We start from the raw sequence: 26,978 nt of genomic DNA on the forward strand, positions 1-26,978 counted from the left end.
GTCCTCACTCCCCCTGTCTTCTATTAGCAATATGTTCCAGTACCTGGTTGGATCTCTGGGCGATTTCTAACGCTGCCTCCTCATAAGCAATAGCGCCGGCTCCTTTAGGGTCGTAGGTGACAACGCTTTGCCGGAAGCTGGGAGCTTCAGAGATTTTGACTGAACGCGGAATGGTCGTATTAAGCACTATCTCTGGATAATGTTCCTTGACCTGATCAAACACTTCTTTGCTTAACAGTGTTCGCCTATCGTACATCGTCAACAACATTGTCGAGATTACAAGGTAGGGATTATAGCTTTGCTGAACAAGCCCTATGGTATGCAGTAGCTGTTGCAGTCCTTCAAGCGCATAGTATTCAGCTTGTACTGGGATCAATACCTCATTGACTGAACACATGGCGTTCAGAACTAGCAATCCGAGACTAGGTGGGCAATCAACGAGAACATAGTCATAATGCTGATGGCAGACTTTAAGATAGTCAGCAACTGCTTTTTTCATTAGCTGATTGCGGTTGGGCATATCCGCAACTTCCAGCTCAGCTCCACTTAAGTCAATGGAAGATGGGACAACCTCAAGATTGGGGAATTCAGGGGAAACTACCTTAACGTCGTCAATCCCAAGACGGCCTTCAAGTACATCATACGTTGATGGAGTCCCGGACTCATGAGCTACTCCCAATGCAGTAGAAGCGTTGCCTTGTGGATCCATATCGATGACCAACACACGCTGATTGAATTCAGCAAAGGCGCATGCCAAATTAACTGTAGTTGTGGTCTTCCCTACCCCGCCCTTTTGATTTGCAACGGCAATGAAGCGAGTTTTTGAAGGATGAGGGAATTCAGCCTGGCGTAAAGCCTGATAGCGTGCAGAAAGATCTGCCATTTCCGCACCTGACACCGAACCTGTCCCGTCAGCGAATATTCGATTCAGAATATCCGTTGCCGACTCCATACCTGATGCGTTCGGCGTACCTTGCTCACCGATATCCGAGGTATTTCTCGAAACGGGTTTCACCTTCTTCGATGCGGTCACGAACCATCCTCCTTTTGATAACAAATCAATTTTCCCGTCCTAGTTGGACATGTCAGAACCAATCGCTAGTTACACACAGTCACTGTTCATAACTGTGGATAAGTGTGGATAGGTCCAATACCGGATCTGTCACCGACCCTCCCCTTAAATTATTAGCTTTGCCTTGTGATTATTGGCAATTCTGCCGCTTCCTGCACCACATCATGACCCACAAAACACAATGTGGATAATTCATCTGTCAGGTCTCAATTGTGCATAACTTAAAAAACCGCGAATCAATAAATTAACTACGCCTCATCAGCACGAAGCTCTATTCATGGTTATTATCAATGATTAGTCCACCTACTGAGAAGTCTTAATAAGACTGCTACAAATGTCTAATTAAACTCATAGACAAATCCTTATACAACTGTACTGCAAGATAGTGTTTCACGTGAAACATCTCAATTGTTCAGGAAGTTCCATCTCGTTATTGCTCGTTAGCCTACACAGTTCGGTGTCACAGTTCTGCCCACTGTGTATTCTAAGGAGGTTTATGCGCAAGCAAGGACTACCACGTATTGAGCAGACAGCGCTGGTCGCAAAATTATGAATTTAAGCTGTTACATTGTTAAGCAGCTGGCATCAATATACTGATAGGTGTTCCACTATACTTCATGAGAATATGGTTGAAAGCAAATAGCTAAAATAAAGTTCAAGGACCATTCCTAATCAAAACATAGAGGATATCGTGATTCCCTTTCATTTATACTCAATTACCCGTGATCAAGATTATTGAATTCCATGTCAATGGTTTCACGTGAAACATTGCATCTGATCTCTAGTTAGGAGTCATCCACTCAGAGTAGCAGGGCAGAATAATGTCAGATACAAGATGCTGCAGGATATAGCCGTCTTGTGTGGACTTACTCGTATATAACATACCCTCGGCTCTTTGTGAATGAGTGAATCTGTAACACTATAAGTAGCGAAGCGCGCAACATGCCACACACTAAAACAGATGTTGATTACGCAATGTTTCACGTGAAACTATCTTTAGTGCACGCACTAGAAACGGGGGATGGCCTCTTGTGCTCAATTCAGCTATCCCTCCATATCCCTCCATATCCCTCCATACCCGACATCAAAAAGGCATAGTCAGCGTTGAAACCGATTTAGAAATTACTTCTGGTTGTATTAACCGATTAATCAAGCACTCACTTATATATTTGCAAAGATCGACAGCGCTCTATGAGTATTAATGAAGATACAACGCAGATCAACACACAGGTTAGACAAACCAAACTGCACTTATGCAATGGGAACCCGTAAATAGAAACAGCAGGGCGGGCGTAAATAAGACGAATTAGCACATGAAACAGGTGAATTGCTAGGTCACTGAGTATCAAAGGACGGCATCACAAGAGTTGGCTAATCAAGCATCCTAAAGTTGGCGGTATATCCCGTTCTAAGCTATAACCCTATACAACCGGCACAACAATGTTTGAAAGGCAAAACCAGTATGAAATAAGCCTTATAGCAAAGCAGTCGGAAGAGACGGGGCGATGTGTTTGATCTCAAATGAAACAAGCTTTACTATTTCAAATATTATACTCATATGTGACTTATGATGGCTTTGCTCTGCGGACAGATTAGATACTGGAGGATCAAAGTTGCTAACAGCCTCGGACTGCAAACCATTCTTAAGAAAGTCATATTTGATTTCAAACATACTTTGTACTCCCCTTAACTGAGCATGTCATCCCTTCCGATTAGGTGGCAGCCAGTTGAGTTGCAGTCCGGCAAAAGCAGGCTCGATCTAGTAGACAGAATCAGTCATTCCTGGTCAGACTCGACAAAGCTCTGCTTAGAAATTGATAATTTATTCTCTGATTTAGCAGAGTCTTATCTCCCTGTTGTGCAAAGACGCTGACAACGAAGTCATTAAATTGTGTCCTAACAATATCGTGCTTTAGCTTTTGTCCACAAGAACCACATGAGTGTCCTCAAGACCGGGTGCAACAGGGGCTTGACGAACCCGTGGATTCACTCCATGATATTTTTTTATCTCTTTAGCAGCTTTATCAAGCTCATTTTGCGCCGAACGACCTTTAAGAGCAATAAGCTGACCTCCTGACCTCAAGAGAGGTAGAGTCCACCCAGCGAGCTTGGTCATAGGTGCTACAGCCCGACAGGTCACGACATCAAAATTCTGAGGAACTGAAGGCACGAAATCCATATTTGCCGGACTTGCTCCGCCCATCACAGCCGAGGATTCGATCCCATTCGCAACTTGCTGACTGTCACCATTCCTGGTGGTGACCGAAGTCGAAGAACCGTGGCCAGAAACGGAACTAGACACTTCCTCGCTTCGGCGACGACCATGACGGTGGCTATGTGAACCTTTTTTGTTGTGCCGATTTGATGCATGAGAGGATTGCGGAGCCAGATCCTCTGCACGTTTGCGAAGCACTGACACATTAACCAGTTGCAACTCATCAATGACTTCCTGCAACCAGAGCACACGCCGCTCCATTGGCTCGACAAGTACCACAGTGCACTGCGGAAGACACGCAGCCAGTACAATACCAGGGAAGCCGCCACCGGAACCTATATCTGCCACTGTCGCTGTCTGACCATCAGTAGTCAATCGTTCACGCACAAAAGGCACAATGGCAGCTGAATTGAGTATATGCCGCTCCCAAATAATGTCTTCATCGCGGGGGCCAATGATTCCTCTCTCCACGCCCTCACGTAGGAGCTTGTCGTGAAAACGCTGCATGGGTACTAAAGCATCGCCGAGAACCTGCCTCAAAAGGGGACTATTGTTCAGCTCATCATCCACAACAGCCATTTCAACTCCTCACATCTGCATTCGGCACACAATTAATCACAGCCACAGACCTTGACAGCGTCATACTGTCTTGTATCTCGTATCAAGCGGCATCTCACCCTGTCAGAATCGAAAACCTCTGGACTCCGAAGGCAGCCCATTTACCAACGTATGGTTTTCAACCACAAAAGAGCGTCAAAGGCACACATCAATATCCTAACGGAAGCAGCATAGAAGGCAGCCTCTTATAGAGGATCACGAACCAAGAGCATTCCGAATTAATCAGCATGGCAAACTAAGCACCATCATGAACCAGACAAGACAACATACCTACCGAATAGCGCAACACAGACCGACAACAAAACGGACTTACACAGTATGGCCGCACCAAACAATGGAGCAATCCAAAAAGGCCGACATCACAAATACTTCATCGGAGCATAGCTCTACTTGGCTCTACTGTCACTCCCTGTCCGCGTCAGCAGGATCGTCATCAGCCGCGTAGTCAGCCGAATCATCGACCTGATCGGTTTCATCAGCATCAAGCGGGGCGTCATACCCGACTGGCTCGTCCTCAACGTCGTCAGACAGGTCCTCGTCTTCGCTCTTGGCCTTCAGGTAGACGGTGACGTACCGGTGAGGCTCCTCACCGTGGGAGCGTGACTTAAGCCCCTCCTCGCGTACCATGTCATGGACGATCTTGCGCTCGAAGGAGTTCATAGGCTTCATATTGACGGGATCGCCGGTCTCGCGAACCTCGTCGATCACATCCAGGGCCTGCTCGCGAAGATGCTCACGCTTGCGCCGCAGAAAGCCGTCCACATCCACGATCAGGTGGGAGCGCTCCCCTATCTTCTGCTGCACGGCCAGCCGCGTCAGCTGTTGAAGAGCGTCGACTACCTCACCATCCTTGCCGATCAGATGCTTGATATCCGTATCGTCATCAGCCACAATCTGCACGGTCGGACGGTGGTTGCGCACCCCCATCTCGATATCGCCCTCGTAATCGACGATGTCCAGCAACCCCTCCAGATAGTCGGCGGCGACATCCGCCTCCTCGTTGAGTTGCTCGATGGTCTTTCCCTGGTCCAGAGACTGAGACATCTATGCTCTCCTTACACGCGTTTACATCCGATTCATAACCTCAGGCCCACTGGATTCCTGGTCACCAATCGAGTGTCCAGTATTGAGGATACACGGACGTGATGATTGCAGACTACTCCAGTATCCGCCCGACCGAAAGCCAGGTCACCACGTCGGCCGCCACTGCCAGTAGCTGCATCAACGGCCGCGACGTTTGCGATGGGGCTGAGAACGCTGGTGGGAGACGTTCTTATTGTTGCGGGCTTCCTCCTCCAGCCGCTTGGCCTCCATCAACTGCTCCTCCTCCAAGGAGGGCAGCCCCTGGCGCTTGCGGCGGGCATTCTCATGGCGGTGATCCCGCTCCTCCTTGCTCTCCGCGGCAGGCGATCCAGGCGTTGGCATATGGCGGACCTGGAAGAGGGTTCGGCCCAGATTCCAAAGGTTGTTGGTCAGCCAGTAAATCAGCACAGCGAAGGGGAAGTAGATACCCGAGAAGATGTACATGACCGGGAAGATGAAGGCCATCATCTGCTGCATCTTGTACTGCTGTCCCTGCATGGCCGACCTGGGCATGTTTCGCCGAACATTATGGAACTGCGAGTAGAACATGGCCAGGCACATGAGCACGATGAAGACCACAATGACTATGCGGCCCGCACCCTGGGCAGACATGAAGTTGTCCGAAATCCGCAGGCCAAAGAAGGTGGTCTCTTCGAATTCTCGCGCCACCTGTCTGTTGAAGGCTCCCAGAGGTGCCCGCTTGCCCCGGGCGATGAAGGGCACAGCGGATAGCACGTAGAACATGGTCATGAAGACCGGGCCCTGAACCAGTGCGGGCAGACAGGACCCCATGGGGTTGGCATGATTGTCCTGGTAGACCTTCATGGTCTCCCGGCTCATGGCTTCTCGGCTGGCAGGATCCTTCTTGTTGCGGTACTTGTTCTGGATCTTCATCAGCTTGGGCTGCAGGGCCTGCATCTTTTGCATGGAACGCAACTGCTTGATGAAGAGCGGCAGCACGCACAGGTTGACGACCAGCACCAGCATCACTACCGATAGCGCCCAGGCCACGCCGGGACCCTTGTGGAACCCGATCAGGGTCAGGAACTTGTGGCAGTAGGTCATGATGTAGGTCATGAGCCACTCGATGGGGTACAGGATCTTATAGAAGAAGCCGTATATGCCCGTATCGAAAGTGAAAGTGTCGTTGTTCTGGAACATTGTCAGGCCGTCTCCTTGTCTGGGGCCATGGGGGTCAGCCGGGCCTCCTCATGGGCCTTGGACCACGAGAATCGATAGAAGATGGAAAATCTCCGGGGCACGTCATCGATTCCGCCGTTGTTGAAGGGCGTGCAACGCAATAGCCGCAGAACGGCCAGAATAGTTCCACGCAAGGCCCCGAACCGTTGCAGGGCAGTCAAAGCATACTGGGAACAAGTCGGATAGTAACGGCACCTAGGCGGCGACAAGGGTGAGATGTGGCGTTGATACCAGCGGACTGCACCCTGCAGAGCCCGGGAGGCCAGGCCGCTCATGCCCTGCTTCCTTCGCTGACTTCCAGCCCTTGAACCGGTTGACGCTTGGACCCGGCCAGCTGCGAATCTGCCTGTCCCTGTGCATCGAGACCGTTGGCAGTCTTTCCGGTCTTGCGCATGAGGTCACGGAAGAGCCTGTCCACTTGCTCATCCAACTGCTTGTAGGTGGCTGTAGCAGCACTGGGTTTGGCGCGCATGACCAGATCACAGGAGGATGGCAGCAGGTCCTCCTTGGATCCGGCAAGTTGCCTGAATCTGCGCTTGACCTTGTTCCGGGTCACTGCCTTACCCACATTTTTGGATACAGCGAGCCCCATGCGGCGTCTACCAGTAGGCAGGATGTCATGCCGCCCTTCACTCGCAGCCGATGTCGCCGGCAGCGGGGTCACCGTCCGGTCAGATCCGGGTATCAAATAATGTATGACCAGATCCCGGCTGCTGACCCGATGGCGTCGCCTGAGCACCGCCGTAAACTCCCGGTGGCTCCTCAGCCGTTCCACCTTCTGAAAAGGAATTGGGATCCGATTCAGGCGGAGAGGGTGCGACGACCCTTGGCCCGGCGGCGGTTGATCAGAGCGCGACCGGAGCGGGTGCGCATGCGAGCGCGGAATCCGTGCTTCATGTGACGACGGCGATTGTTGGGCTGGAATGTCCTCTTCATAATTCGTTGCTCCCGTGTGTAGACATACTCGAGTACGGCTCGTTATGAGTCAAGCTATATCACGGTACACATGAGCCGGGACGGAGTCAAACAAGCTTCCGTCATCCAACTCCTGAGCACTGCTACTTACCCCGTGCAAACCCTGTCATGGTGGGAGAAAGAGCCCCCTCACTTATCCACAAATTACATCACTGTTATTCACATTCGCCGCAGATACAACACGCTATCCTGTGGATAACCGCGCAAAGTCGGTGTAACAATGGGCTACTGTCGACTTTGAGAGAAGCATGAAGAACGGGACAATCCGTCGTCGAGAAGAGAGGAGCACACTGATGGCGCAGGATCCGCTGGATGCCGCTGCCCAGGCCAAGAGCATCTGGGATTCGGTCCTGCAGGTGCTCCGCTACAGCAGCTCACTGACCTCCAGGGACAAGGGCTGGCTGGAGGACATCACCCCCGAGGCGGTCTTCGGCACCACCATCGTTCTACGGGTCTCCTCCAAGGCTACCCAGGAAGCAATTCAGGGGCCTCTTAGCCAGCCCGTCCTCAGTGCATTGCAGCTGGTCACCAACCAGGAAATGTTCCCGGCCATCAAAATCGTCTACCCAGAACAGATGGCCAAGCAGATGGCCGCCGATCAGCAGAGTGACCAACGTACATCCGCCATGGCGGGCTCCGCCCCGGGCAGCGGTGAATTCCGCCAGGTCCCCAGTCCTGCTCAGGATCCCTATGGCGACTACCAGCGTCAGGCTGGCGCCAACCAATCCTCTTCCGACTCAGAGGCCCATTCGAACTGGCGGACCGAGGCTGTTGAAACCTCCAAGTCCCCGATTGTCTCCGTCAATGACTTCCACGAAGGCACCTATGTGCCCATGACCCTGGATATGCAGGCCGAGCTGTCCGAGCCCTCACCCACTATGAGGCCAACAGCAGGCGCTGATGCTGACCAGCCGAGCGAGGCGGAGAGGACCGCATCCCGGCCCGCATTCACCGTGCCCCGCTTCCCCATGAACCAGAACCGGGTGGAGCGCGACCCACAGACCCACCTGAACAAGAACGCCACCTTCGACACCTTCGTCCCGGGAGACTCCAACCGCTTCGCGCGGACCGTGGCCCTGGCCGTGGCCGAAGGATCGGGCCAGGACTTCAACCCCTTGTGCATCTATGGCAGCTCGGGCCTGGGCAAGACCCATCTGCTCAACGCCATCGGCAACTATGCCCTGGTCAAGGATCCCTCGCTCAAGGTCCGATATGTCAACTCGGAGGAATTCACCAACGAGTTCATCGACGCCCTGCAGAATTCCACCCAAGGCTCGGGCCAGATCGCGGAATTCAACCGCCGCTACCGACAGGTGGATGTACTCCTTATCGATGACATCCAGTTTCTGGGGGGCAAGGAAGCCACCCTGGACCAGTTCTTCCACACCTTTAATGCTCTGCATGATGCCAACAAGCGCATCGTCATCGCCTCGGACGTGGCCCCCAAGAACCTGAAAGGCTTCGAATCACGACTGATCTCGCGCTTCGACTCGGGCCTGACCGTGGATGTCAAGCCGCCAGACCGGGAGACCCGCGTGGCCATCCTGAGGATGATGGCCTCCATGAACGGGGTCAGCATTCCCAACGAGGTCCTGGATCTGATCGCGGAACGCTTCACTGAGAACATCCGAGAGCTTGAGGGTGCTCTGACCCGTGTCACCGCCGTGGCCAGTCTGAATAATCAGCCGGTCACCACAGCTCTGGCCGAACAGACCCTGCAGGACTTCTTCTCCACGGACGTAGAAATCAAGCCCACCGACATCATCTCCCAGGTGGCCAAGTACTTCCATCTGACCTTTGACGATATCGTCGGCCGTACGCGCACCAAGAACATCGCCCTGGCCCGCCAGATTGCCATGTATCTGGCCCGGGAAATGACCAGCATGTCCTTGGTAGACATCGGCGAGGTCTTCGGCGGCCGCGACCATACCACAGTCATGCATGCCTATACGCGCATCTCCAATGAGATGCAGGAAAAGCGGGAGATTTACAACTACGTCATGGAGCTGACGGTCCGGCTCAAGCAGCCTCAGAACTGATGCGACACGCAGGAACCGGTGTGGATCGACAGAAAAAGATATCCACCTGTTTATCCCCAGATGTGGGCAAACCTTGGGAATAACCCACCGATTTTCCGGGGACAAGTGGTGGATCTTCAGCGAATAACCACCATACTTTTGTGGATAACTCAGCAAAAATCCGTCCTTGTGGATAATTTGGCTTTTTAGTCACATCGATCTCACCACTTATCCACAGCGCCTGGATGAGGTATATCCACCGCATTGCAAGGATTTGGAAACTTATCCACACCATCCACCGAGCTTATTACGATGACTCTATGTATATTTATGCAATAGTCATCGTCATATTCAAGCACACTTCCTCACTCCAACCACATCCCCTGGCCTATTCGATAGAATGAATCCAGTTCATTCATCGACAAGAAGGCTCCCATGAAAGTAGAAGTGAATTCATCCGCACTCTCGGATGCAGTGGCTTGGACCACCCGCATCATCCCCTCCCGACCGGCTTCGCCGATTCTGGCGGGCGTGAGAATGGAAGCCTCTGACGGAACATTGAAGCTCTCTGCTTTCGATTACGAGGTTTCGGCGAGAAACCACATCGAGGCAGGCATCGACGAATCCGGAACGGCTCTGGTGTTGGGCAAACTTCTAGCGGACATCACTAAATCACTGCCCTCGGAGAAGACCTACCTATCAACCGAGGGATCCAAGATGACCATCACTTCAGGCAAATCCACTTTTTCCCTGCAGCTGATGCCTGACAGCGAGTATCCCGACCTTCCTGCCGTTCCCGAACCCATGGGCCAGGTGGATGCTGAGACCTTTATCCAATCCATCTCCCAATCCATCGTCGCTGTTTCCCGGGAAGAAAGCCGGCCAGTCCTGACTAGCGTAAAAACCGAAATCACCGGGGACAAGGTGGTCATGACCGCCACTGACCGTTTCAGGCTGTCCCGCTCGAGCTTCACCTGGACTCCTCGCGACGCCGACTTCTCCACATCGATGCTGATCCGCGGTTCTCTGCTGCGAGACATCGCCCGCTCCCTCGACGAGCACCAGAACGTGACCATGGATTACGAGGCTGACAACCCCACCATCATGGGCGTGGAAAACGCCGGCAAGATATCCACCACCCAGCTGATTGACGGGGAATTTCCGGCCGTGGACCGTCTCTTTTCGGACGAGTACCCCATCCAGGCGGTCATCGCCAGGCAGGATCTGATCGACGCCATCAAGCGCGTGGCCCTGGTTGCCGAACGCAACGCCCCCATTCGCATGGTCTTCTCCGGCAACGAGGTGACACTGAGCGCAGGCACGGCTGACGAGGCACAGGCCCATGAGGTTCTGCAGGCGGATCTGGATGGCGAAGACATCACGGTGGCCTTCAATCCCAGCTATCTGATCGACGGGCTGGGCGCCATCGCCGAGCCCTTTGTCCGTATCAAAATGACCTCGGCGGTCAAGGCCGTGGAGTTCAACGGCCAGCAGGAGCAGGATTCCGAGGAGTCCATGGACTACCGTTACCTGCTGGTGCCCATGCGTTTCAACAACTGACACCCGGGCAGGTTCGAGGAACGATCGCCGTGCACATCTCCCGTCTGGTTCTGGATCACTTCCGTTCCTGGGAGCACTGCGTCCTCGATCTGGAGCCCGGAGTGACCATTCTGGAGGGGCGCAACGGTCTGGGCAAGACCAACCTGGTCGAGGCCATCGAAGTTCTGTCCACCGGCGGTAGCCATAGGACCTCATCCTCGCTGCCCCTGGTAGAGCGTGGGCAGTCCAAGGCCACTGTCAGGGCCAGGCTGGAGCAGGACGGGACCGCCACCGACTATGAGCTGACCATTGCCGCCAAGGGGGCCAACCGGGGAAGAATCAACGGCGGGCCTTCCCTCTATCAGCGTGACCTGGTGGGCCGGGTGCCCTGCGTGACCTTCAGCCCCGAGGATCAGCTGATGGTCTCCGGAGAGCCGGCAGCCAGACGTGCCGTGCTGGACCAGGCCGGCAGCCAGCTCGATGCCGACTACTTCCAGGTTCGGCAGGATTTTCGCCATGTGGCCAGGCAGCGCGCCGCCCTGCTTAAGCAGCTCTCACAGCCGGGCCGCGACCCCTCGGGTGATGGGCGTGACGCAGCCCTGTCCGGCCTAGAGGTATGGACTGGGCAGTTTATTCGCACCGGGCTGGATCTGAGCCGACGACGGGCGGCTCTGGTAGAGGCTCTGGACCGGCCCTTCAGTGATCTGTATGGTCGGCTGGCAGGCCCTGATCAGGATGCTCGATTGACCTACCGGCCCTCCCTGGAGGAGATAGGACCCGATGGGCAGACCGGTTCCGAGGTCGCCGAAGCCGTCAGCCGCCACTTTCAGCGGATATATCCGGGAGAAGTGGCCCGGGGCACCAATCTGATCGGCCCCCAGCGCGATGATCTGGCCTTCACCCTCAACGGCATGCCTGCCAGGGAGTTCGCCTCCAACGGTGAGATGTGGACCCTGGCCCTGGCTCTGAGGCTGGCTCTGCTGCAGGTGGTCAAGGATCGTCGCGCCCTGGAGCCGATCGTCATTCTGGATGATGTCTTCGCCCAGTTGGATCGGGGCCGCAGGGATCAGATCCTGGACTTTGCCCGCCAGCAGGACCAGGTGCTGATCACTGTGGCCGCCGACAGCGATATCCCCTCCCTTCAGGGTGCCAGCTTGGTGGATGTGTCCAGGTTGAGGCCTGTGCAGCCATCCGATCCGGCCGCTCAGGATCCGGCCATCGCCAGTGCCATGCAGGATCTGCGTCGAACCAGAGGGACGGCTCATGACGACTCGGATACGAAGGATGGGCCAGAGGGGAACGATCTGTCATGAAGGCGCCCATGGTTGAGACTCTGCACCTGGACCAGCGTCGACTGCCGGCCTTGGTCTTCGAGGGTTGCACACGACGGGCGGCCACTCGTCGGCAGCGGGAGGACAACTCCCGTAAGGCCTGGTATGCATTCGGAAAGCCAGGCCGTGACCCAGCCAAACTGGGAGGAGTGGTGACCAGCCTGGCTGCCGGGAGCGGGTGGACCAGTCACCTGAAGGTGGCCCGGCTGCGCAACCAGTGGGACAGTGTGGTGGGACCCGGCATCGCCGCCCATTCGAGAGTGGTCTCCTACCGGGAGGGCGTGCTGATCATCCAGGCGCAGACCACAGTCTGGGCCACCCAGCTGACCTACCTGGTCCCCCAGCTCAAGGCGACCATTGTCAAGCGGCTGGGCATGCCGGTCAAGCAGATCCGGGTGACCGGCCCCCACAACTACAGCTTTCGCCGTTCACGGTTCGATCCGCCGGGCCGAGGCGTGCGCGACACCTACGGGTGAACCCATAATCTGCGGATACCGTCTTCCCAGCTTTCTGTCAGCCTAAAGTCCCCTAGCGCTGGTAATCTATAGGTTATAGGGTCAAACGCTTCCAAGGCCCCTTTATGGACGATTTGGAACCTGGTGACCATGACTCGATCCCCCGCTCGACCACGAACGGAAGCTGCTTTGTCGTCAGTGGGCGACCATGGGGGTGCAGAAAGGACTATCCGTGGCAGATCTCAACACTGACCCGTCCCGGACCCCGCAAGAGGGCCGGGAGCATGAGGAGGACAAGCCTCAGGATGACGGCATGACGGGCCAGGATCAGCTGGACGACGCGCAGCTGGATGACTCGCTCTCCCCCGAACACTATGACGCCAGCGATCTGAAAGTGCTGGAGGGGCTGGAGGCGGTTCGCGTCCGTCCCGGTATGTACATCGGTTCTACAGGTCCCAGGGGCCTGCACCATCTGGTCTACGAGATCGTCGACAACTCGGTCGATGAGGCCCTGGCCGGGTACGCTGACCACATTGAAGTCACCATTCTGCCCGACAACGGCATCCGGGTGGACGACAACGGCCGTGGCATACCTGTGGACGAGGTGCCGGGCGAGGGCAAGAGCGGCGTCGAAGTGGTCATGACCAAGCTGCATGCCGGCGGCAAGTTCGGAGGCGGCGGCTACGCGGTTTCAGGCGGCCTGCACGGCGTGGGCATATCCGTGGTGAACGCCCTGTCCACCCGGATCGACGTCCAGGTGCGCCGTCAGGGTTACCACTGGCATCAGAGCTTCCGCAATCAGAAGCCCACGGCTCCCCTATCCAAGGATCAGGCCATGGGGCCGGACGAGGGCACCGGCACCTCGGTGACCTTCTGGGCCGATCCCAAAATCTTCGAGACCACGGTCTACGACTTCGAGACCCTGCGCAGCCGTTTCCAGCAGATGGCCTTCCTCAACAAGGGCTTGAGAATCACCCTGACCGATCTGCGCCCCAACAACCAGGCCGGTGACGAGGTGGCGGGCGAGGAGCAGACCCCTGAGCAGAAGGGCCAGTCCGTCAGCTACCAGTATGCCAACGGCATCAAGGACTATGTGGACTATCTGGTCAAGGTCAGGAAGGCCACGCCTGTGGAGGCCGAAGTCATCGACTTCGAGGCCGAGGACCTGAAGCTGGGCATCTCCGCCGAGGTGGCTATGCAGTGGACCACCGCCTACTCGGAGTCGGTCCACACTTTCGCCAACACCATCGCGACCACCGAGGGCGGCACCCACGAAGAGGGGTTCCGTGCAGCTCTGACCAGCATGATCAACCGCTACGCCCGGGACAAGAACATCCTCAAGGACAAGGATGACAACCTCTCGGGCGATGACGTGCGCGAGGGGTTGACCGCCGTGGTCTCCGTCAAGCTGACCAATCCGCAGTTCGAGGGCCAGACCAAGACCAAGCTGGGCAACTCCGAGGCCAAGACCTTCGTTCAGCGGGTCATGACCGAGAGGCTGAGCGACTGGTTCGACGCCCACCCCGGCGAGGCCAAGTCCATCATCCAGAAGGCCATGGAGGCCTCCCGGGCCAGGATCGCGGCCAAGAAGGCCCGCGAGAACACCCGTCGCAAGTCCATCTTCGAGACGGCCGGCATGCCCGACAAGCTCAAGGACTGCCAGTCCAGCGACCCCGAGGAGTGCGAGCTGTTCATCGTGGAGGGCGACTCCGCAGGCGGCTCGGCCATCCAGGGGCGCAACCCCATGACCCAGGCCATCCTGCCCCTGCGCGGCAAGATCCTCAACACGGAGCGGGCCAGTCTGGACCGCATGATGAAGTCCGACACCATCGAATCCCTGATCACGGCTGTGGGCGGCGGATACGGCGAGGACTTCAACATCGACAAGGTGCGCTACCACAAGGTCATCATCATGGCCGACGCCGATGTGGACGGCGCCCACATCGCCACCCTGAATCTGACCCTCTTCTTCCGCTACATGCGGCCCATGATCGAGGCTGGCTACGTCTACGTGGCCATGCCCCCGCTCTACCGGCTCAAGTGGACCAAGGGGCCCCACAGCTTCGTCTACACCGATGCCGAGCGCGACAGGGTCCTGGCCGAGGGCAAGGCCTCCGGCCGACAGCTGCCCAAGGGCGAAGGGATCCAGCGTTACAAGGGTCTGGGCGAGATGAGCTACCAGGAGCTCTGGGAGACCACCATGGATCCGGATCACCGCATCCTCAAGAAGATCCGCATCGATGACGCTGAGCAGGCCGACGAGACCTTCACCATGCTCATGGGCGACGAGGTCGAACCTCGGCGTCTGTTCATCCAACGCAACGCCCACGACGCCCGCTTCATCGACGCCTGAGACGGAAGCCTCCCCTTTTCACCATTTGAGCTAAGGATCGATTTTGGCAGACGATAACAACAATGACAACAGCCCGGACCAGGACGGCCTCAACCTGCCCGACGGGTCCCGCGAGCCGCTCAGCCCCCAGGAGATGGACAACACCGATTACGGCCTCCTTAAGGGCGAGCGGATTCAGCCCATCGACCTCCAGCAGGAGATGCGGGAATCCTACCTGTCCTATGCCCTGTCCGTGATCGTGGAGCGGGCCCTGCCCGATGTCCGCGATGGCATGAAGCCGGTCCACCGCAGGGTCATCTACGCCATGTACGACGGCGGATACCGGCCCGACCGCGGCTACAACAAGTGCTCGCGCGTGGTAGGCGACGTCATGGGCAAGTACCACCCCCATGGCGATGCGGCCATCTATGACACCATCGTGCGTCTGGCCCAGTCCTGGTCCATGCGCTACCCGCTGGTGGACGGCCAGGGCAACTTCGGCTCCCCCGGCGACGACCCGGCGGCCGCCATGAGGTACACCGAGTGCCGTATGGCCCCCCTGGCCATGGAGATGGTGCGCGACATCGACAAGGACACGGTCGATTTCATCCCCAACTACGACGGGAAAACCCAGGAGCCTACGGTTCTGCCCTCCCGCTTCCCCAACCTGCTGGTCAATGGATCAGCCGGCATCGCCGTGGGCATGGCCACCAACATCCCTCCGCACAACCTGCGCGAGGTATCCAAGGGCGTGCACTGGGCATTGGAGCATCCCGAGGCCTCCAAGGAGGAGCTGCTCAACGCCCTGATCGCCATCATCAAGGGACCGGACTTCCCTACCGGCGCCACCATTCTGGGTCACAAGGGCATCGAGCAGGCCTACCGGACCGGACGCGGCCTGATCACCATGCGGGCCGTGGTCAACACCGAGGAGATCCGCGGAAGGATGTGCCTGGTGGTCACCGAGCTGCCCTACCAGGTCAACCCCGACCGGCTGGCCTCCTCCATCCGCGAGGCGGTGCGCGACGGCAAGATCCAGGGCATCGCCGACATGCGCGATGAGACCTCGGGCCGTACCGGCCAGCGCCTGGTCCTGGTGCTCAAGCGTGATGCCGTGCCCAAGGTGGTCCTCAACAACCTTTACAAGCACACCCAGCTGCAGCAGACCTTCGGGGCCAACATGCTGGCCCTGGTGGACGGGGTCCCCAGGACCCTGAGCCTGGATGCCTTCATCCGCCATTGGGTGGATCACCAGCTGGATGTGGTCGAGCGGCGCACCCGCTATCTGAAGCGGGAAGCCGAGGATCGCGACCACATCCTGCAGGGGTATCTGAAGGCCCTGGACATGATCGACCAGGTCATCGCCCTGATCCGCGCCTCCAAGGACGTGGAGACGGCCCGCACTGGCCTGATGGAGCTGCTGGATGTGGACGAGGTCCAGGCCGATGCCATCCTGGCCATGCAGCTGCGCCGTCTGGCCGCCTTGGAACGGCAGAAGATCCTGGACGAGCATGAGGATCTCATGCGCAAGATCGCCGACTACAACGATATTTTGGCCCACCCCGAGCGCCAGCGCACCATCGTGGGCGATGAGCTGGACGAGATCGTCGACAAGTACGGCGACGAGCGGAGGACCCGGATCGTCCCCTACTCAGGCGAGATGAACGTGGAGGACCTGATCGCCGACGAGCAGGTGGTGGTCACCGTCACCCACTCCGGCTTCGTCAAGCGGACCAAGGCCGACGAGTACCGGGCCCAGCACCGTGGCGGCAAGGGCATCCGCGGAGCCAGGCTGCGTGAGGACGACGTGGTGGACCACTTCTTCCTGACCAGCACCCACAACTGGCTGCTCTTCTTCACCAACAAGGGCCGGGTGTATCGGCTCAAGGCCTATGAGCTGCCTGAGGGTTCCCGCGACTCCAAGGGACAGCATGTAGCCAATCTGCTCCAGCTGGGCCCGGGCGAGCGGATCGAACAGGTCCTCTCCCTGCACGACTATGACGATGCCGACTATCTGGTCCTGGCCACCCGGACCGGACGGGTCAAGAAGACCCGCCTGACCGAGTATGATTCGCCCCGCCAGGGCGGCCTGATCGCCGTGCGGCTGATGGAGCTGGGCACCGTCACCGACGAGGACGGGCAAGAGGTCCCCCAGAGCGATGAGCTGGTGGGTGCCGCCCTCTGCAATGCCGACGATGAGATCATCCTGGTCTCCCGCAAGGGCATGAGCGTGCGCTTCCCGGCCGACGACTCCACCCTGCGGCCCATGGGACGGCAGACCGCCGGCGTCCAAGGCATGCGGTTCCGCCCCGGCGATGAACTGCTGAGCATGGACGTGATCGCCAAGGAGTCCGGGAATGATCTGCTGGTGGTCACCGATGAAGGCTTTGCCAAGCGGACTGCCCTGAGCGAGTACCGCCTGCAGGGCCGCAACGGCTACGGCGTCAAGGCCATCGCCATGGTGGAGGGCCGGGGATCCTTGGTCGGCGCCCTGGTGGTGAACGAGGACGATCAGATCATGGCCATCATGAAGTCCGGCAAGGTCATCCGCTCCGATGTGGCCGAGGTCAAGCGGACCGGCCGCAACACCCAGGGAGTCACCCTGGCCAAGCCCGACAAGGGCGATGAGATCCTCTCCATCGCCCGCAATGCCGAGCGTGACGACCAGGAGGAGAATGGCGGTCAGGCTGACTTGGCTCCTGCCGCTCCCCTGGCGGCCAAGGATCAGCCCATCGCCACCACCGGAACCGGCGACGGCCAAGGTCTGGCCCAAGAGGACTGAGCAGGTCCGCTACCAGTCTGACAAGACTGGTAGCCTCGTAAGAAGTTGTGCAGGTCCTGCGGCGGTGTGCGCGGACTGGTGAATGCAAGGATCAAGGAGTGCCCATGAGCCAGGATGATCAGAAGCAGGCCAAGGCCGGTACCGGTAAGAAGGGTACAGAAAAGCCCAAAGCCGGAAAGACCAAGGCTGATGAATCCGAAAAGGGCGAGTCCCGCCGACCCTCATCGGCCACTCCCCCGGCTTCTGCTGCCGGCCGGACGGCAGCAGGGCGCTCCGCAAGAACCGCAGCTTCGGCTGCCGGTCCGGTCAAGGCCTCTTCAGCGACACGTCCTCACGTGCCTCGGGCCCGGCGCATGCAGCTGTCCTTGACCCGGCTGGAACCTTGGTCGGTGGCCAAGGTCACCTTCCTGCTGTCCATCGCCGGGGCCATCATTCAGGTGGTGGCCGCCGCCCTGCTCTGGATTCTGCTCAACGCTATGGGGCTCTTTGACAACCTGACCCAGGTCATCTCCAAGACAGGCCTGGATGCGGGTGGTTTCGACCTGGGCCAGGTGCTGAGCCTGGGGACGGTCCTGAGCTCGGTGACCATTTTCTCTATCTTCGAGATTGTCATAGTAGTGGCTCTGGTCACCATTTTCGCCTTTCTCTACAACTTGGTCAGCTCCCTGGTTGGCGGCATCCACGTAACCCTGGGCGACGACTGAGCTCTTCGTCGGCGCAGTCAATCGGTCGATAGGCTTAAGCGCGATTTAGACTGGAACTGTGCTCTCGACATACCTGGACTACTTCAGCGGCTCCTTTGGCATATCTCTGGTCTTCTGGCCCTTGGCCTCGCTGATCCTGACCCTGCCCATTCTTGCCCTGATCTACAACCGCTATCACCGACTCCGGCTGACAGCAGCCATGGCGGCCTACCTGACCGTCTTATATCTGCTGGCCCTGGTCTTCTTCACCCTCTGGCCCATGCCCGATGACCGTGCCGCCTTCTGCGCCACCCATCATCTGACCCCCCAGCTCAACCCCCTGCAGTTCCTGACCGACCTGAGCACAGGCGGCCGGATGGCCATGTTGCAGATCCTGCTCAATGTGGCCTTCTTCCTGCCCCTGGGCTTCATCATGGGGCGGGTCTTCCGCTGGCGCTTCATCCTGGCCTTGCCGGTTGCCTTCCTGGTCTCCCTCTTCATCGAAACGGCCCAGCTGACCGGGGTGTTCGGCATCGTGGGCTGCGCCTACCGTCTCTTCGACGTGGACGACCTGATTTGGAATACATCAGGCGCTCTGATCGGCTACCTGGTGGCCATGGCGGCCAACAAGCTCGTTCCCACTCGTCAGGCTGACGCTGCCCAGCTGGTCACCAATCCCGGGTTCATACACCGTGCCGTCTCCCTGGCTTTGGATCTGCTTCTGGCCACCATTCTGTCCCTGTCTCTGGGGATGGGTGTGACCTATGCGGTCCATCGTCTGAGCGCCTATCAGCTGGATGGTCACTACCGCTTTGGCGGATTGCTGATCGCCCCATCCGCTCTGGATGTGTTCGGGACCCTGGTGGATCTGGCCATGCTGCTGATCTTTGAACTGCTCATACCCCTGCCCCGCCGGGGACGGACGCTGGGCGCCACCTTCACCCACATGACCGTCGAAACCAAGCAGCGGCATGGCTGGTCCCGCTTCCTCTTCTATCTGTTCCGGACCGCAGTCATCCTGGCTGTCTTCGGCCCCTGGACCGGCAGGGTTCAGACTGCAACGCGCATCCTGGCCCTGCTCCTGCTGGTCTTCTACCTGATCAAGCGGCAGATGCCCTACGACCTCTTGCCCGGGACAGCCTACCGGGAGGACCCGGCTGCCGAGGAGCCCTTCGATAGCCGGCGCGGATGAAGCCTGACCTCGGATAGGATGATGGCGGCGAAGATGATGGCGAAGCCCAACAGATGGGTGGCCGTCAGCTCCTCGTGCAGGACCAGAACCGAGACCAGCATGCCGAACAGGCTCTCAGAGCATAGGATCAGCGAACCCTGGGCGGCAGGGACTCTAGAGAAGGCGATGTTCTGGAAGTTCTGGGCCATCAGGGTCGAGATCAGCGTCAGATAAATCATGGAGCCCAGGGTCGAGGGCGTGAAGTCTGCCGCAGTGGGCAAGGGATCGAAGATCAGCGCGCAGATCAGGAAGAGGATACCGCCGAAGAGCAGCTCCAGATAGGTCAGCGTAGGGGCGTCGAACTTCTTGGTCAGAAACCCGGTGATCACCAGGTTGACCCCGTAGAGCAGGGCACCGGCCAGAGTCAGCAGGTCGCCAGTGCTCAGAGCCAGCCCCCTGTCCCCCGCCGTGGGCCGGCAGCGAGATCAGCGCCACGCCCAGGATGCAGATGGCAGCCGCGACGAAGTGCCGCAGGGCAGGCCGTCGGCGGGCCATGATCCAGACCAGGAAGGGCACAAAGATGCAGTAGGTGGCCGTCAGGAAGGAGTTGCGGCCCGGAGCGATGGTGGTCAGCCCCATCATCTGCAGGCTGAAGGCCGCCCAGTAACTGACCCCCAGGATCAGCCCCGGTACCAGGGTATGTATGGCCCCGGTTCTGCGCAGTCGGGGCAGCAAAAAGGGCGTCATGATCACGATGGCGCAGAGGATGCGAATGCCCATCAGCCAGCGCACGGTCAGGGTCTCCATGGCAACCTTTTCGAAGGTGTATCCGGCTCCCCAGGCGGCCGCGGCCATCAGCAGCATCAGACGAGCCAGCCAGGTGGACGGTTTCCAGGACGAAGAGGGTGCGAAGGTAGACATGTTTCGACTCTAATCGTTCCCGTCCACAAGTGAGAATTCATTCGCAAGGTAAAAAATGAGCAGTTCAAACTTGTTTGCTTTTTCAAACCAACCCTCCTGCTTGTCAGCGTTCGGCTTCAGGCAAGTGGGGTCTGCCTTGCGGACATCTCCGATATCATTGAAGAACGGTGATGACGGCGGCCATGGGTCCTTGGCCGACGGGGTAAGGAGCGTGTGCCAGGATGATCAGAATCGCAGTGGTGGATGATGATTCCATCAGCTGTCGGACCATGGTCAATTACCTGAGCCGTTACCGCAAGGAACGTCAGGAAGAACTGACGGTCAGCGTCTTCACCGATGGCAAGGCTTTTGCGGACGGCTATCGACCCATGTATGACATCCTCCTTCTGGACATTCAGATGACCCCCATGGACGGAATCGAAGTGGCCCGCCGGGTGCGCGATCGTGACGAGTCGGTGGTCATCGTCTTCATCACCTCCGCCCCCCAGTACGCCATCAACGGCTATGAGGTGGGCGCTCTCTCCTACCTGCTCAAGCCCCTGCCCTGGTTCGCCTTCTCCCAGGAACTGGACCGGTCCATCGCCCAGGTGCGCAGGCGCGTGGACCTGTCCATCCTGATCACCGAGGGTGCGCGATCCACCCGGATCCCCCTCAAGGACATCGTCTTTATCGAATCCGTCCGCCATAGCAGCGTCATTCACACCTTGGATTCCTCACTGACTACGAACAGCACGCTGAAAAACCTGGAGGGTCAGCTGGACCAGCGGGGATTCTTCCGCTCCAACTCCTGTTATCTGGTCAATCTAGCCCATGTAACGGGTATGGAGGACCAGGACTGCATCATGTCTACCGGTCAGCGGCTGCGGGTCAGCCGACCCCGCAAGAAGGCCTTCATGACGGCTCTGACCGCCTATGTGGCAGGTCGGCCATGACCACCACGCACATCCTCAATGCCCTGCCCGACATCCCCCGGCTCTATACGGCCATCAGCGAGTGGCTGGGTTGCCTGGTTTATCTGTTGGCTATCAGGGTAAGGACCTCACGCCTAAGAATGGTGGCTGTGCTTCTGCCAGGTCTGGCTGTGCTCATCGGGGTCCAGTACTGGGCCGGCACCCTGCCTATTGCCTTCTGGATCATCAGTATGTGCCTGGCCGTGGTCTGCATGTACGCCATCATCATGCTGGCTTCGGGGTTGGGGGCGCTGGATGGGGCCTATCTGCTGGCCCGTGCCTTCGTCCTGGCCGAGCTGGTCGCCTCTCTGCACTGGCAGCTGGACTCCTTCATGCGGCCCTCGAACCACAGCCTGTACGACCCGGCCTCCTTGATTCTGCTGGTGCTGATTTATGGCGGCGTAGGGCTGCTGGCCTGGCTGGCGGAACGACGCAACTTCGCCAATGCCCAGTCTTCCGTGCCAGGACGCAGCGTCTTCATAGCCGCAGTCATCGCTGTGGTCACCTTCGCCATGTCCAATCTGAGTTTCGTTTCCACCAACACCCCCTTCTCTGGTCGGGTCGGCCTGGAGGTCTTCTACATCCGTACCCTGGTGGATCTGTGCGGGTTCGCCATGCTCTATGCCCAGCAGGAACAGCTGCGGGAGAGCCATACCAGCGCCGAGCTGGCCTCCATCAACGCCCGGGCTTACAGCCAGCACCGGGAGTACATACGATCCAAAGAGAATCTGGAGGCCATGGGCAGGCTTGCCCACGACCTCAAGCATCAGATTGCGGCCCTGCGCTCGCAGATGGATCCTGAGCGCAAGTCCCAGGATTTCGAAGAGCTGGAGGCTGCGGTCGGACGGTATGGGTCGCAGCAGCACACCGGCAACCCCATCCTGGACGTGGTCATGTCGACCAAGGAGCGCATCTGTTCCGAAGAAGGGATCACTCTGACCATGGTGGCCGACGGCTCCCTCTTGGAGGGAATGTCGCCCATGGACATCTCCACCCTCTTCGGCAACGCCTTGGACAATGCCATTGAGGCTTTGAGAAAGGTCAAAGAGACCGACCGCCGTCTAATCAAGGTGGCTCTATACGCCCGTGGACAATTCGTGGTGATCCGCATTGAAAACTACTTCGCCTCGCATCTGAATTGGAAGGGCAATGGCGAACTGGCCACCACCAAGACCAGGACAGACGATGGCCTGCATGGATACGGGGTCAAGTCCATTCGACACATAGCCCATCGCTACCAGGGCGAGATAACCCTGCGCACCGAGCATCACTGGTTCAGCCTCTGCGTACTCCTGCCTCGGGTAGGCGATCAATTGAAGCCCATGGCGGCTTCGGCGGCCTTATAACCCAGCCGGATTGCCAAGCGGCCCGGCCTGCCCGGCATGTTGATCATCCTGCAGAGCAGGGTGGAACGCACGTCGGAGGCGATGACGGGGGAGCGGTGCTCCAGCCTTCGCCAGAGCATGTCCTTGTTCCGATAATTGCTTGGATTGCGAGAGAGGATAAGGAAGACCGAGGTCACCACGCAGTTAATGGACAGATAGTGGATCATATAACGATAAAGTCCGCGTGGAACCGTCCCTGGATCAGGTGTCGACTCGGCCATGAGTCCGTTGACCAGCAGCAGTTGTGAGACCCGGGCGATCATGATCGAGGTCTGCACTGACTGGCCCTGACGGCCGGTGTGATAACGGTAGAAATTCGTGTCCAGGTAGAGCAGGGTGTGCACCCAGGGCAGGGGCTGATAAGAGTAGATGAAGTCCACGTAGTAGGTGTGCTCGGGCAGGTGGGTGTGGGCCTGGCGGAGTACCTCGGTGCGCAGGATCAGGGCGTGCATGATCATGTACTGGGACAGCCCGAACCGGCGCAGATGGTTCCAGTCCAGCACCCGTCCCGGGTCCATGACACTGCGGAAGTTGATGACCCGCTTATGTTTGCGGCCTTCTTTTTCATAGACGTAGTTGGTGACTACCATGTCCACCGGATTCGTACGTCGCGACTGGTCCCGCAGTTGGTCCAGGACCAGACTCAGGGAGGTCGTGTCCACCCAGTCGTCGGCGTCGACCACCTTGACGTAGCGGCCCTGGGCGGCTGCCAGGCCGGTGTTGACAGCGCCGCCGTGGCCCTTGTTGGTCTGGCTGATCAGACGGACAGTCTGCGGATGGCGCTCCTGGTATGACTGCACCACCTGCGCTGTGGCGTCGGTGGACCCGTCGTCGACCACGATGACCTCCAGATCGTCCCCCTCCCGGCTCAGGAGGGAATCCAGGCAGGTCGGCAGATGCTGGGCCATGTTATAGGCAGGGACGATGAAGGTGAGAACGGGCGGGCTCGTGGAGGCCGGTCGGTCAGCTGTCATGAACGATCACTTCGCAAAAGAATGGGTCGGCGGGTATGTCGGCGGGGTTGCCGTAATCCCGTCGGCGGCCGTTGTATGCGACCACTGTACATGATGGGTTTGAGGAAAAGGCCCCGCCCCTCTGGCTGCCGATGCATGCCGGTTCATTGACAGCCGGGGGAGTGGGGCCGGAATTTTACTGGGCGCTTGCCTGAGATTCGGTGGGTTCCTGACGGAAGATGACCTTGAAGATGGGGAAGAAGACCCAGAAGGAGATGGCCGAGTTGATGATCATGGTGACCAGATCGGCAATAGTGGTCCCCAGGCTGCCCCAGTTCAGGGTGTGCTGGAAGAAGCCGTAGATGGGGTCCTTGTACCAACCCTGCAGCGCCGCCGCGATGATGGTGATGATCACGTAGGCCACCAGGTACCAGAAGGCCGCCTTCCAGACCGAGGAGTTGGACTTGAAGGTGATGTTGCGCTGGAGGAAGAAGTTGATGATCTGGGCGATCAGCAGAGTGATCTCCACCGCAAGGAAGTAGGCCAGGCCGCCCCCGCCGCCGTGGCCGATGGACCCGGCCGCGTAGTCGAACAGGTAGTAGGGCTTGCCGCCGACGGTTCCCATGCGCCAGATCTGGAAGTTGGTGCCCACCAGGGAGGTGCCGTTGAAGATGGCCTTGAGCACGGGCATGAGCACCAGCTGCAGGACAGTGACCCCGTTGGACAGGATGAAGAAGACGATGAACTGGGCCAGGGTGGTGTGCCGATCGCTGAACCGCCGCCACCAGCGGACAATTGCCCACTGCGAGGCTGTCGTCGCCTTCCCTTGGGCCGGCTGTTCGGCCTGTTGGCTGTGCTGATCACTCATGATTGAGCTCCTTTCCGGTCCTGCGGTTGGCGGACATGTTTCTGAAGAATCCTGCGATGAATCCGCCCAGCCCCCTCCATAGGTGGCCGTTGGGGATGCGGACGATGGCCTCGACCATGGCCGTGTCAATCAGCCCGTTGGTCATCTTGGCCATGGCCCTGGGAGGCATGTTGAGCAGGAAGAGGGTGTTCAGGTCGGGGTTGCCGGTCTTGGCCTCGTGGCGGTTCTCGCTCTTGGCCAGGAAGTTGGCCACGAACCTGGCCAGAGCGCTTCTGGAGTCCTTCCAGGATGAGAGTGGATCGTTGACACCGAAGGTGCTGACGGCGCCCTGTCGAACCACCGGGTGGCCGAAGAGCGCTGTCACAGCGGCGTCGTCGACCTCCTTGACCCGGCCGGTCAGGTAAGCGCCCAGTGCAGGGTCGGGACTCTGCGGATCGACGGTGCCCTTGACGCTCAGATGTTCGCTCAGCTCCATGCTGCGGGCGTCGGACCCGATCATGATGGTCCAGTCGCCGGACTCGACCTGCCAGGAGTTACTGGCCGTGTCGAAGTGCCGGAAGGTCGTCTGATCGAAGTCGATACGGACCTGGGTTGACTGGCCGGCATCCAGGCTGACCTTCTTGAAGCCTTTCAGTTCGCGGACCGGCCTGAGCACGCCACCCTTGGGCGCCTGAACGTAGAGCTGGGGAACAGTGGCCCCCTGCCTGTCCGAATCGTTGGTCAGGGTGAAGGTGACTCCCTTGTCGTCCACGGTCAGATCGGAGTAAGCGAAGTGCGCGTAAGACAGACCGTAGCCGAAGGGGAAGCGTTCCTCCACGTCGGCGGTCAGGTAGTAGCGGTAGCCGACGAAGGGGCCCTCCCGGTAGATTGACTCGTGTGCAGGGTCGGGGTACCAGTCGGCGCTGGGGCAGTCGGTGTAGGATTTGGGCCAGGTTTCAGCCAGGTGGCCGGAGGGGTTGATCCGGCCGGTCAGGATGTTCAGGGTGGCTGAGGCTCCAGCCTGCCCGGACAGCCCTATGTAGAGAACGGCATCGCACTGGTCAATCCAGTCGGTAGTAACGGGGGAGCCCGCCACCAGGACGACCACCAGGGGTTTGTCTGTCGCGCCCAAGGCCTTGATCAGGTCGACCTGGTTGCTGGGAATGTCCATGTGGGAGCGGTCCAGGCCCTCGGATTCGCTGCGTTCATCTAGGCCCACGCAGGCGACAATCACGTCAGCCTGGCCAGCGGCAGCCACGGCTTGGTCGATCAAAGACTGGTTCTTCTCGCCATGCCGTTCGTAGCCCTGGCTGTAGGAGGCCAGTTCCAGTCCGTCGCCGTTGCCCTGCCTGAGCAGGTCCAGCATGCTCTCCTGCTTGGCTGCGTTGACCTTTGAGGATCCGGATCCTTGGAACCTTGGAGTCTCGGCCATATCCCCGACTAGGGCGATCCGGGTGCCGGCGGCCAGGGGCAGGCGTCCCTCCCGATTGACCAGAAGGACGGCGGATCCCTCGGCGATGCTCCGTGCCACCTGATGGTGATCCCGTATCTGTTCTGCGGTCAGGTTCCCATCAGGATCCATGTCAGAGTGGTAGGTCAACTTGGCCAGCCGCGCCACCTCTTCGGCCCGGGCGTTCAGGTCGGCCTCGTCCAGGTGGCCCTCCTGTACGGCCTTGGCAACCTGTCGCACGGAGTCGTATCCGGCTTGGGGCATCTCCAGGGAGGAGCCATTGGCGGCTGCGGCGACCGCACTATTGGAGCCGCCCCAATCCGAGACCACCATGCCGTCGAAGCCCCACTCCTTGCGCAGGATGTCCTTGAGCAGGTGGGGATTCTCGTTGGCATAGGTGCCGTTGACCATATTGTATGAGGTCATGATGGCCCAGGGGTGGGCCTGACGCACGGCGATCTCGAATCCGGTCAGATAGAGTTCGCGCATGGTGCGCTCGTCCACCACGGAGTCGGATGCCTGGCGGCGGAGCTCCTGGCTGTTCATGGCGAAGTGCTTGGGGGTGGCGGCCACGCCCTGGGACTGGATGCCTTCGATCAGGCCTGCAGCCATATGACCGGCCACCTGGGGGTCCTCGGAATAGTATTCAAAGTTTCTGCCGCACAGGGGATTGCGCTTGATGTTCATACCCGGACCCAGGACCATGTTGACGCCCAGGCTTCTGGCCTCGTTGCCTAGCGCTTGTCCCATGGTTTTGGCCAACTCCGGGTCCCATGAGCAGGCCACAGTGCCGGCTGTAGGGAAGCAGGTGGCGGGCTTGGACTTGCCCATGCCCAGATTGTCTCCTGATCCGGTCTGGCGGCGCAGGCCGTGCGGACCGTCGCTCAGGACCATGCTCGGGATGCCCGCCCTCTTCAGGGCACGGGTCGCCCAGGTGGATTTTCCGGAGAGCAGCGATGCCCGTTCCAGAACTGTCAGATCCTTGACTTCCATAGTGT

The 26,978-nt window shown here is 58.7% G+C and carries 19 protein-coding genes and 3 pseudogenes; 10 read left to right on the forward strand and 12 right to left on the reverse strand.

Going from position 1 to position 26,978, the window contains the following annotated elements:
* Positions 1-4: 4 nt before the first annotated feature.
* The 7 genes and pseudogenes from P273_RS0103525 to rpmH form a co-directional block, all read right to left on the reverse strand.
* The gene (locus P273_RS0103525; protein WP_029676100.1) at positions 5-952 is read right to left on the reverse strand and encodes a ParA family protein; all 948 of its coding nucleotides are present in this window, start codon (positions 950-952) and stop codon (positions 5-7) included.
* A gap of 2,032 nt (positions 953-2,984) precedes the next feature.
* Positions 2,985-3,866 (reverse strand): 16S rRNA (guanine(527)-N(7))-methyltransferase RsmG, encoded by an 882-nt coding sequence (locus P273_RS09775; RefSeq protein ID WP_081709240.1) that lies wholly within the window; start codon positions 3,864-3,866, stop codon positions 2,985-2,987.
* 546 nt (positions 3,867-4,412) lie between these two features.
* Positions 4,413-4,949: pseudogene (locus P273_RS0103540) on the reverse strand (protein jag); the annotation flags it as partial.
* Between the two features lie 177 nt (positions 4,950-5,126).
* Positions 5,127-6,149, reverse strand: coding sequence for a membrane protein insertase YidC (gene yidC / locus P273_RS0103545; protein ID WP_024627111.1), 1,023 nt, complete (start codon positions 6,147-6,149; stop codon positions 5,127-5,129).
* A gap of 2 nt (positions 6,150-6,151) precedes the next feature.
* On the reverse strand, positions 6,152-6,463 hold the full coding sequence (gene yidD / locus P273_RS0103550) for a membrane protein insertion efficiency factor YidD (RefSeq protein WP_024627112.1): 312 nt from the start codon (positions 6,461-6,463) through the stop codon (positions 6,152-6,154).
* A 128-nt stretch (positions 6,464-6,591) separates the two neighbouring features.
* Positions 6,592-6,963: pseudogene (gene rnpA / locus P273_RS0103555) on the reverse strand (ribonuclease P protein component); the annotation flags it as partial.
* Positions 6,964-6,989: 26 nt separating this feature from the next.
* Positions 6,990-7,124 (reverse strand): 50S ribosomal protein L34, encoded by a 135-nt coding sequence (gene rpmH / locus P273_RS0103560; RefSeq protein ID WP_015022700.1) that lies wholly within the window; start codon positions 7,122-7,124, stop codon positions 6,990-6,992.
* 332 nt (positions 7,125-7,456) lie between these two features.
* On the opposite strand from rpmH, the gene dnaA reads away from it, so the two are divergent.
* The 8 genes from dnaA to P273_RS0103600 all read left to right on the forward strand — a co-directional run bounded on the left by dnaA (position 7,457) and on the right by P273_RS0103600 (position 19,495).
* Positions 7,457-9,202, forward strand: a complete 1,746-nt coding sequence (gene dnaA, locus P273_RS0103565) for a chromosomal replication initiator protein DnaA (RefSeq protein ID WP_024627114.1) — start codon at positions 7,457-7,459, stop codon at positions 9,200-9,202.
* A gap of 414 nt (positions 9,203-9,616) precedes the next feature.
* Positions 9,617-10,741: a DNA polymerase III subunit beta gene (gene dnaN, locus P273_RS0103570; protein ID WP_024627115.1), complete on the forward strand. Its 1,125-nt coding sequence runs from the start codon at positions 9,617-9,619 to the stop codon at positions 10,739-10,741.
* Between the two features lie 29 nt (positions 10,742-10,770).
* Positions 10,771-12,033, forward strand: coding sequence for a DNA replication/repair protein RecF (locus P273_RS0103575; RefSeq protein ID WP_024627116.1), 1,263 nt, complete (start codon positions 10,771-10,773; stop codon positions 12,031-12,033).
* On the forward strand, positions 12,030-12,527 hold the full coding sequence (locus P273_RS0103580; RefSeq protein ID WP_024627117.1) for a DUF721 domain-containing protein: 498 nt from the start codon (positions 12,030-12,032) through the stop codon (positions 12,525-12,527). Before P273_RS0103575 ends, P273_RS0103580 begins: the two co-directional genes overlap by 4 nt.
* Positions 12,528-12,819: 292 nt before the next feature.
* A complete protein-coding gene (gene gyrB / locus P273_RS0103585; RefSeq protein ID WP_216476353.1) occupies positions 12,820-14,859 on the forward strand; it encodes a DNA topoisomerase (ATP-hydrolyzing) subunit B in 2,040 nt (679 codons plus the stop codon).
* A gap of 43 nt (positions 14,860-14,902) precedes the next feature.
* Positions 14,903-17,620, forward strand: coding sequence for a DNA gyrase subunit A (gene gyrA, locus P273_RS0103590; protein ID WP_024627119.1), 2,718 nt, complete (start codon positions 14,903-14,905; stop codon positions 17,618-17,620).
* A 104-nt stretch (positions 17,621-17,724) separates the two neighbouring features.
* Positions 17,725-18,324, forward strand: a complete 600-nt coding sequence (locus P273_RS0103595) for a DUF3566 domain-containing protein (RefSeq protein ID WP_024627120.1) — start codon at positions 17,725-17,727, stop codon at positions 18,322-18,324.
* A 58-nt stretch (positions 18,325-18,382) separates the two neighbouring features.
* Positions 18,383-19,495, forward strand: a complete 1,113-nt coding sequence (locus tag P273_RS0103600) for a VanZ family protein (protein WP_024627121.1) — start codon at positions 18,383-18,385, stop codon at positions 19,493-19,495.
* Here the strand turns inward: P273_RS0103600 and P273_RS10155 are convergent.
* Both P273_RS10155 and P273_RS10250 read right to left on the reverse strand, forming a co-directional pair.
* A complete protein-coding gene (locus P273_RS10155) occupies positions 19,444-19,926 on the reverse strand; it encodes a DMT family transporter (protein ID WP_081709241.1) in 483 nt (160 codons plus the stop codon). The genes P273_RS0103600 and P273_RS10155 overlap by 52 nt on opposite strands.
* A gap of 88 nt (positions 19,927-20,014) precedes the next feature.
* Positions 20,015-20,395 (reverse strand): annotated as a pseudogene (locus tag P273_RS10250) (EamA family transporter); the annotation flags it as partial.
* A gap of 221 nt (positions 20,396-20,616) precedes the next feature.
* Here P273_RS10250 and P273_RS0103610 point away from each other — a divergent pair.
* Both P273_RS0103610 and P273_RS0103615 read left to right on the forward strand, forming a co-directional pair.
* Positions 20,617-21,327 (forward strand): LytTR family DNA-binding domain-containing protein, encoded by a 711-nt coding sequence (locus tag P273_RS0103610; protein ID WP_024627122.1) that lies wholly within the window; start codon positions 20,617-20,619, stop codon positions 21,325-21,327.
* Entirely contained in the window at positions 21,324-22,691 is a 1,368-nt protein-coding gene (locus tag P273_RS0103615) for a sensor histidine kinase (RefSeq protein WP_024627123.1), read from the forward strand. Before P273_RS0103610 ends, P273_RS0103615 begins: the two co-directional genes overlap by 4 nt.
* On the opposite strand, the gene P273_RS0103620 is transcribed toward P273_RS0103615, so the two are convergent.
* From P273_RS0103620 to P273_RS0103630, 3 genes are all read right to left on the reverse strand, one after another.
* Entirely contained in the window at positions 22,655-23,704 is a 1,050-nt protein-coding gene (locus tag P273_RS0103620; RefSeq protein ID WP_024627124.1) for a glycosyltransferase family A protein, read from the reverse strand. The two genes, P273_RS0103615 and P273_RS0103620, sit on opposite strands and share 37 nt — an antisense overlap.
* Before the next feature lie 175 nt (positions 23,705-23,879).
* Complete coding sequence (locus P273_RS0103625) at positions 23,880-24,551, reverse strand: hypothetical protein (protein WP_024627125.1); 672 nt, start codon at positions 24,549-24,551, stop codon at positions 23,880-23,882.
* Positions 24,544-26,973 (reverse strand): glycoside hydrolase family 3 C-terminal domain-containing protein, encoded by a 2,430-nt coding sequence (locus tag P273_RS0103630; protein WP_024627126.1) that lies wholly within the window; start codon positions 26,971-26,973, stop codon positions 24,544-24,546. The genes P273_RS0103625 and P273_RS0103630 overlap by 8 nt, the downstream gene beginning before the upstream one ends.
* Positions 26,974-26,978: the final 5 nt, after the last annotated feature.

This window comes from Bifidobacterium sp. A11, from assembly GCF_000499185.1.
Taxonomy (GTDB): domain Bacteria; phylum Actinomycetota; class Actinomycetes; order Actinomycetales; family Bifidobacteriaceae; genus Bombiscardovia; species Bombiscardovia mizhiensis.

What these genes read in the sequence shown, in the direction of transcription:
- P273_RS0103595 (WP_024627120.1), top strand. Translation starts at nt 17,725, where the DNA reads ATGAGCCAGGATGATCAGAAGCAGGCCAAGGCCGGTACCGGTAAGAAG.
- rpmH (WP_015022700.1), bottom strand. Translation starts at nt 7,124, where the DNA reads ATGAAGAGGACATTCCAGCCCAACAATCGCCGTCGTCACATGAAGCAC.
- P273_RS0103525 (WP_029676100.1), bottom strand. Translation starts at nt 952, where the DNA reads ATGGAGTCGGCAACGGATATTCTGAATCGAATATTCGCTGACGGGACA.
- P273_RS0103625 (WP_024627125.1), bottom strand. Translation starts at nt 24,551, where the DNA reads ATGAGTGATCAGCACAGCCAACAGGCCGAACAGCCGGCCCAAGGGAAG.
- P273_RS0103620 (WP_024627124.1), bottom strand. Translation starts at nt 23,704, where the DNA reads ATGACAGCTGACCGACCGGCCTCCACGAGCCCGCCCGTTCTCACCTTC.
- yidD (WP_024627112.1), bottom strand. Translation starts at nt 6,463, where the DNA reads ATGAGCGGCCTGGCCTCCCGGGCTCTGCAGGGTGCAGTCCGCTGGTAT.
- dnaN (WP_024627115.1), top strand. Translation starts at nt 9,617, where the DNA reads ATGAAAGTAGAAGTGAATTCATCCGCACTCTCGGATGCAGTGGCTTGG.
- P273_RS0103630 (WP_024627126.1), bottom strand. Translation starts at nt 26,973, where the DNA reads ATGGAAGTCAAGGATCTGACAGTTCTGGAACGGGCATCGCTGCTCTCC.
- P273_RS0103580 (WP_024627117.1), top strand. Translation starts at nt 12,030, where the DNA reads ATGAAGGCGCCCATGGTTGAGACTCTGCACCTGGACCAGCGTCGACTG.
- gyrB (WP_216476353.1), top strand. Translation starts at nt 12,820, where the DNA reads ATGACGGGCCAGGATCAGCTGGACGACGCGCAGCTGGATGACTCGCTC.
- yidC (WP_024627111.1), bottom strand. Translation starts at nt 6,149, where the DNA reads ATGTTCCAGAACAACGACACTTTCACTTTCGATACGGGCATATACGGC.
- P273_RS09775 (WP_081709240.1), bottom strand. Translation starts at nt 3,866, where the DNA reads ATGGCTGTTGTGGATGATGAGCTGAACAATAGTCCCCTTTTGAGGCAG.
- P273_RS0103610 (WP_024627122.1), top strand. Translation starts at nt 20,617, where the DNA reads ATGATCAGAATCGCAGTGGTGGATGATGATTCCATCAGCTGTCGGACC.
- P273_RS0103615 (WP_024627123.1), top strand. Translation starts at nt 21,324, where the DNA reads ATGACCACCACGCACATCCTCAATGCCCTGCCCGACATCCCCCGGCTC.
- dnaA (WP_024627114.1), top strand. Translation starts at nt 7,457, where the DNA reads ATGGCGCAGGATCCGCTGGATGCCGCTGCCCAGGCCAAGAGCATCTGG.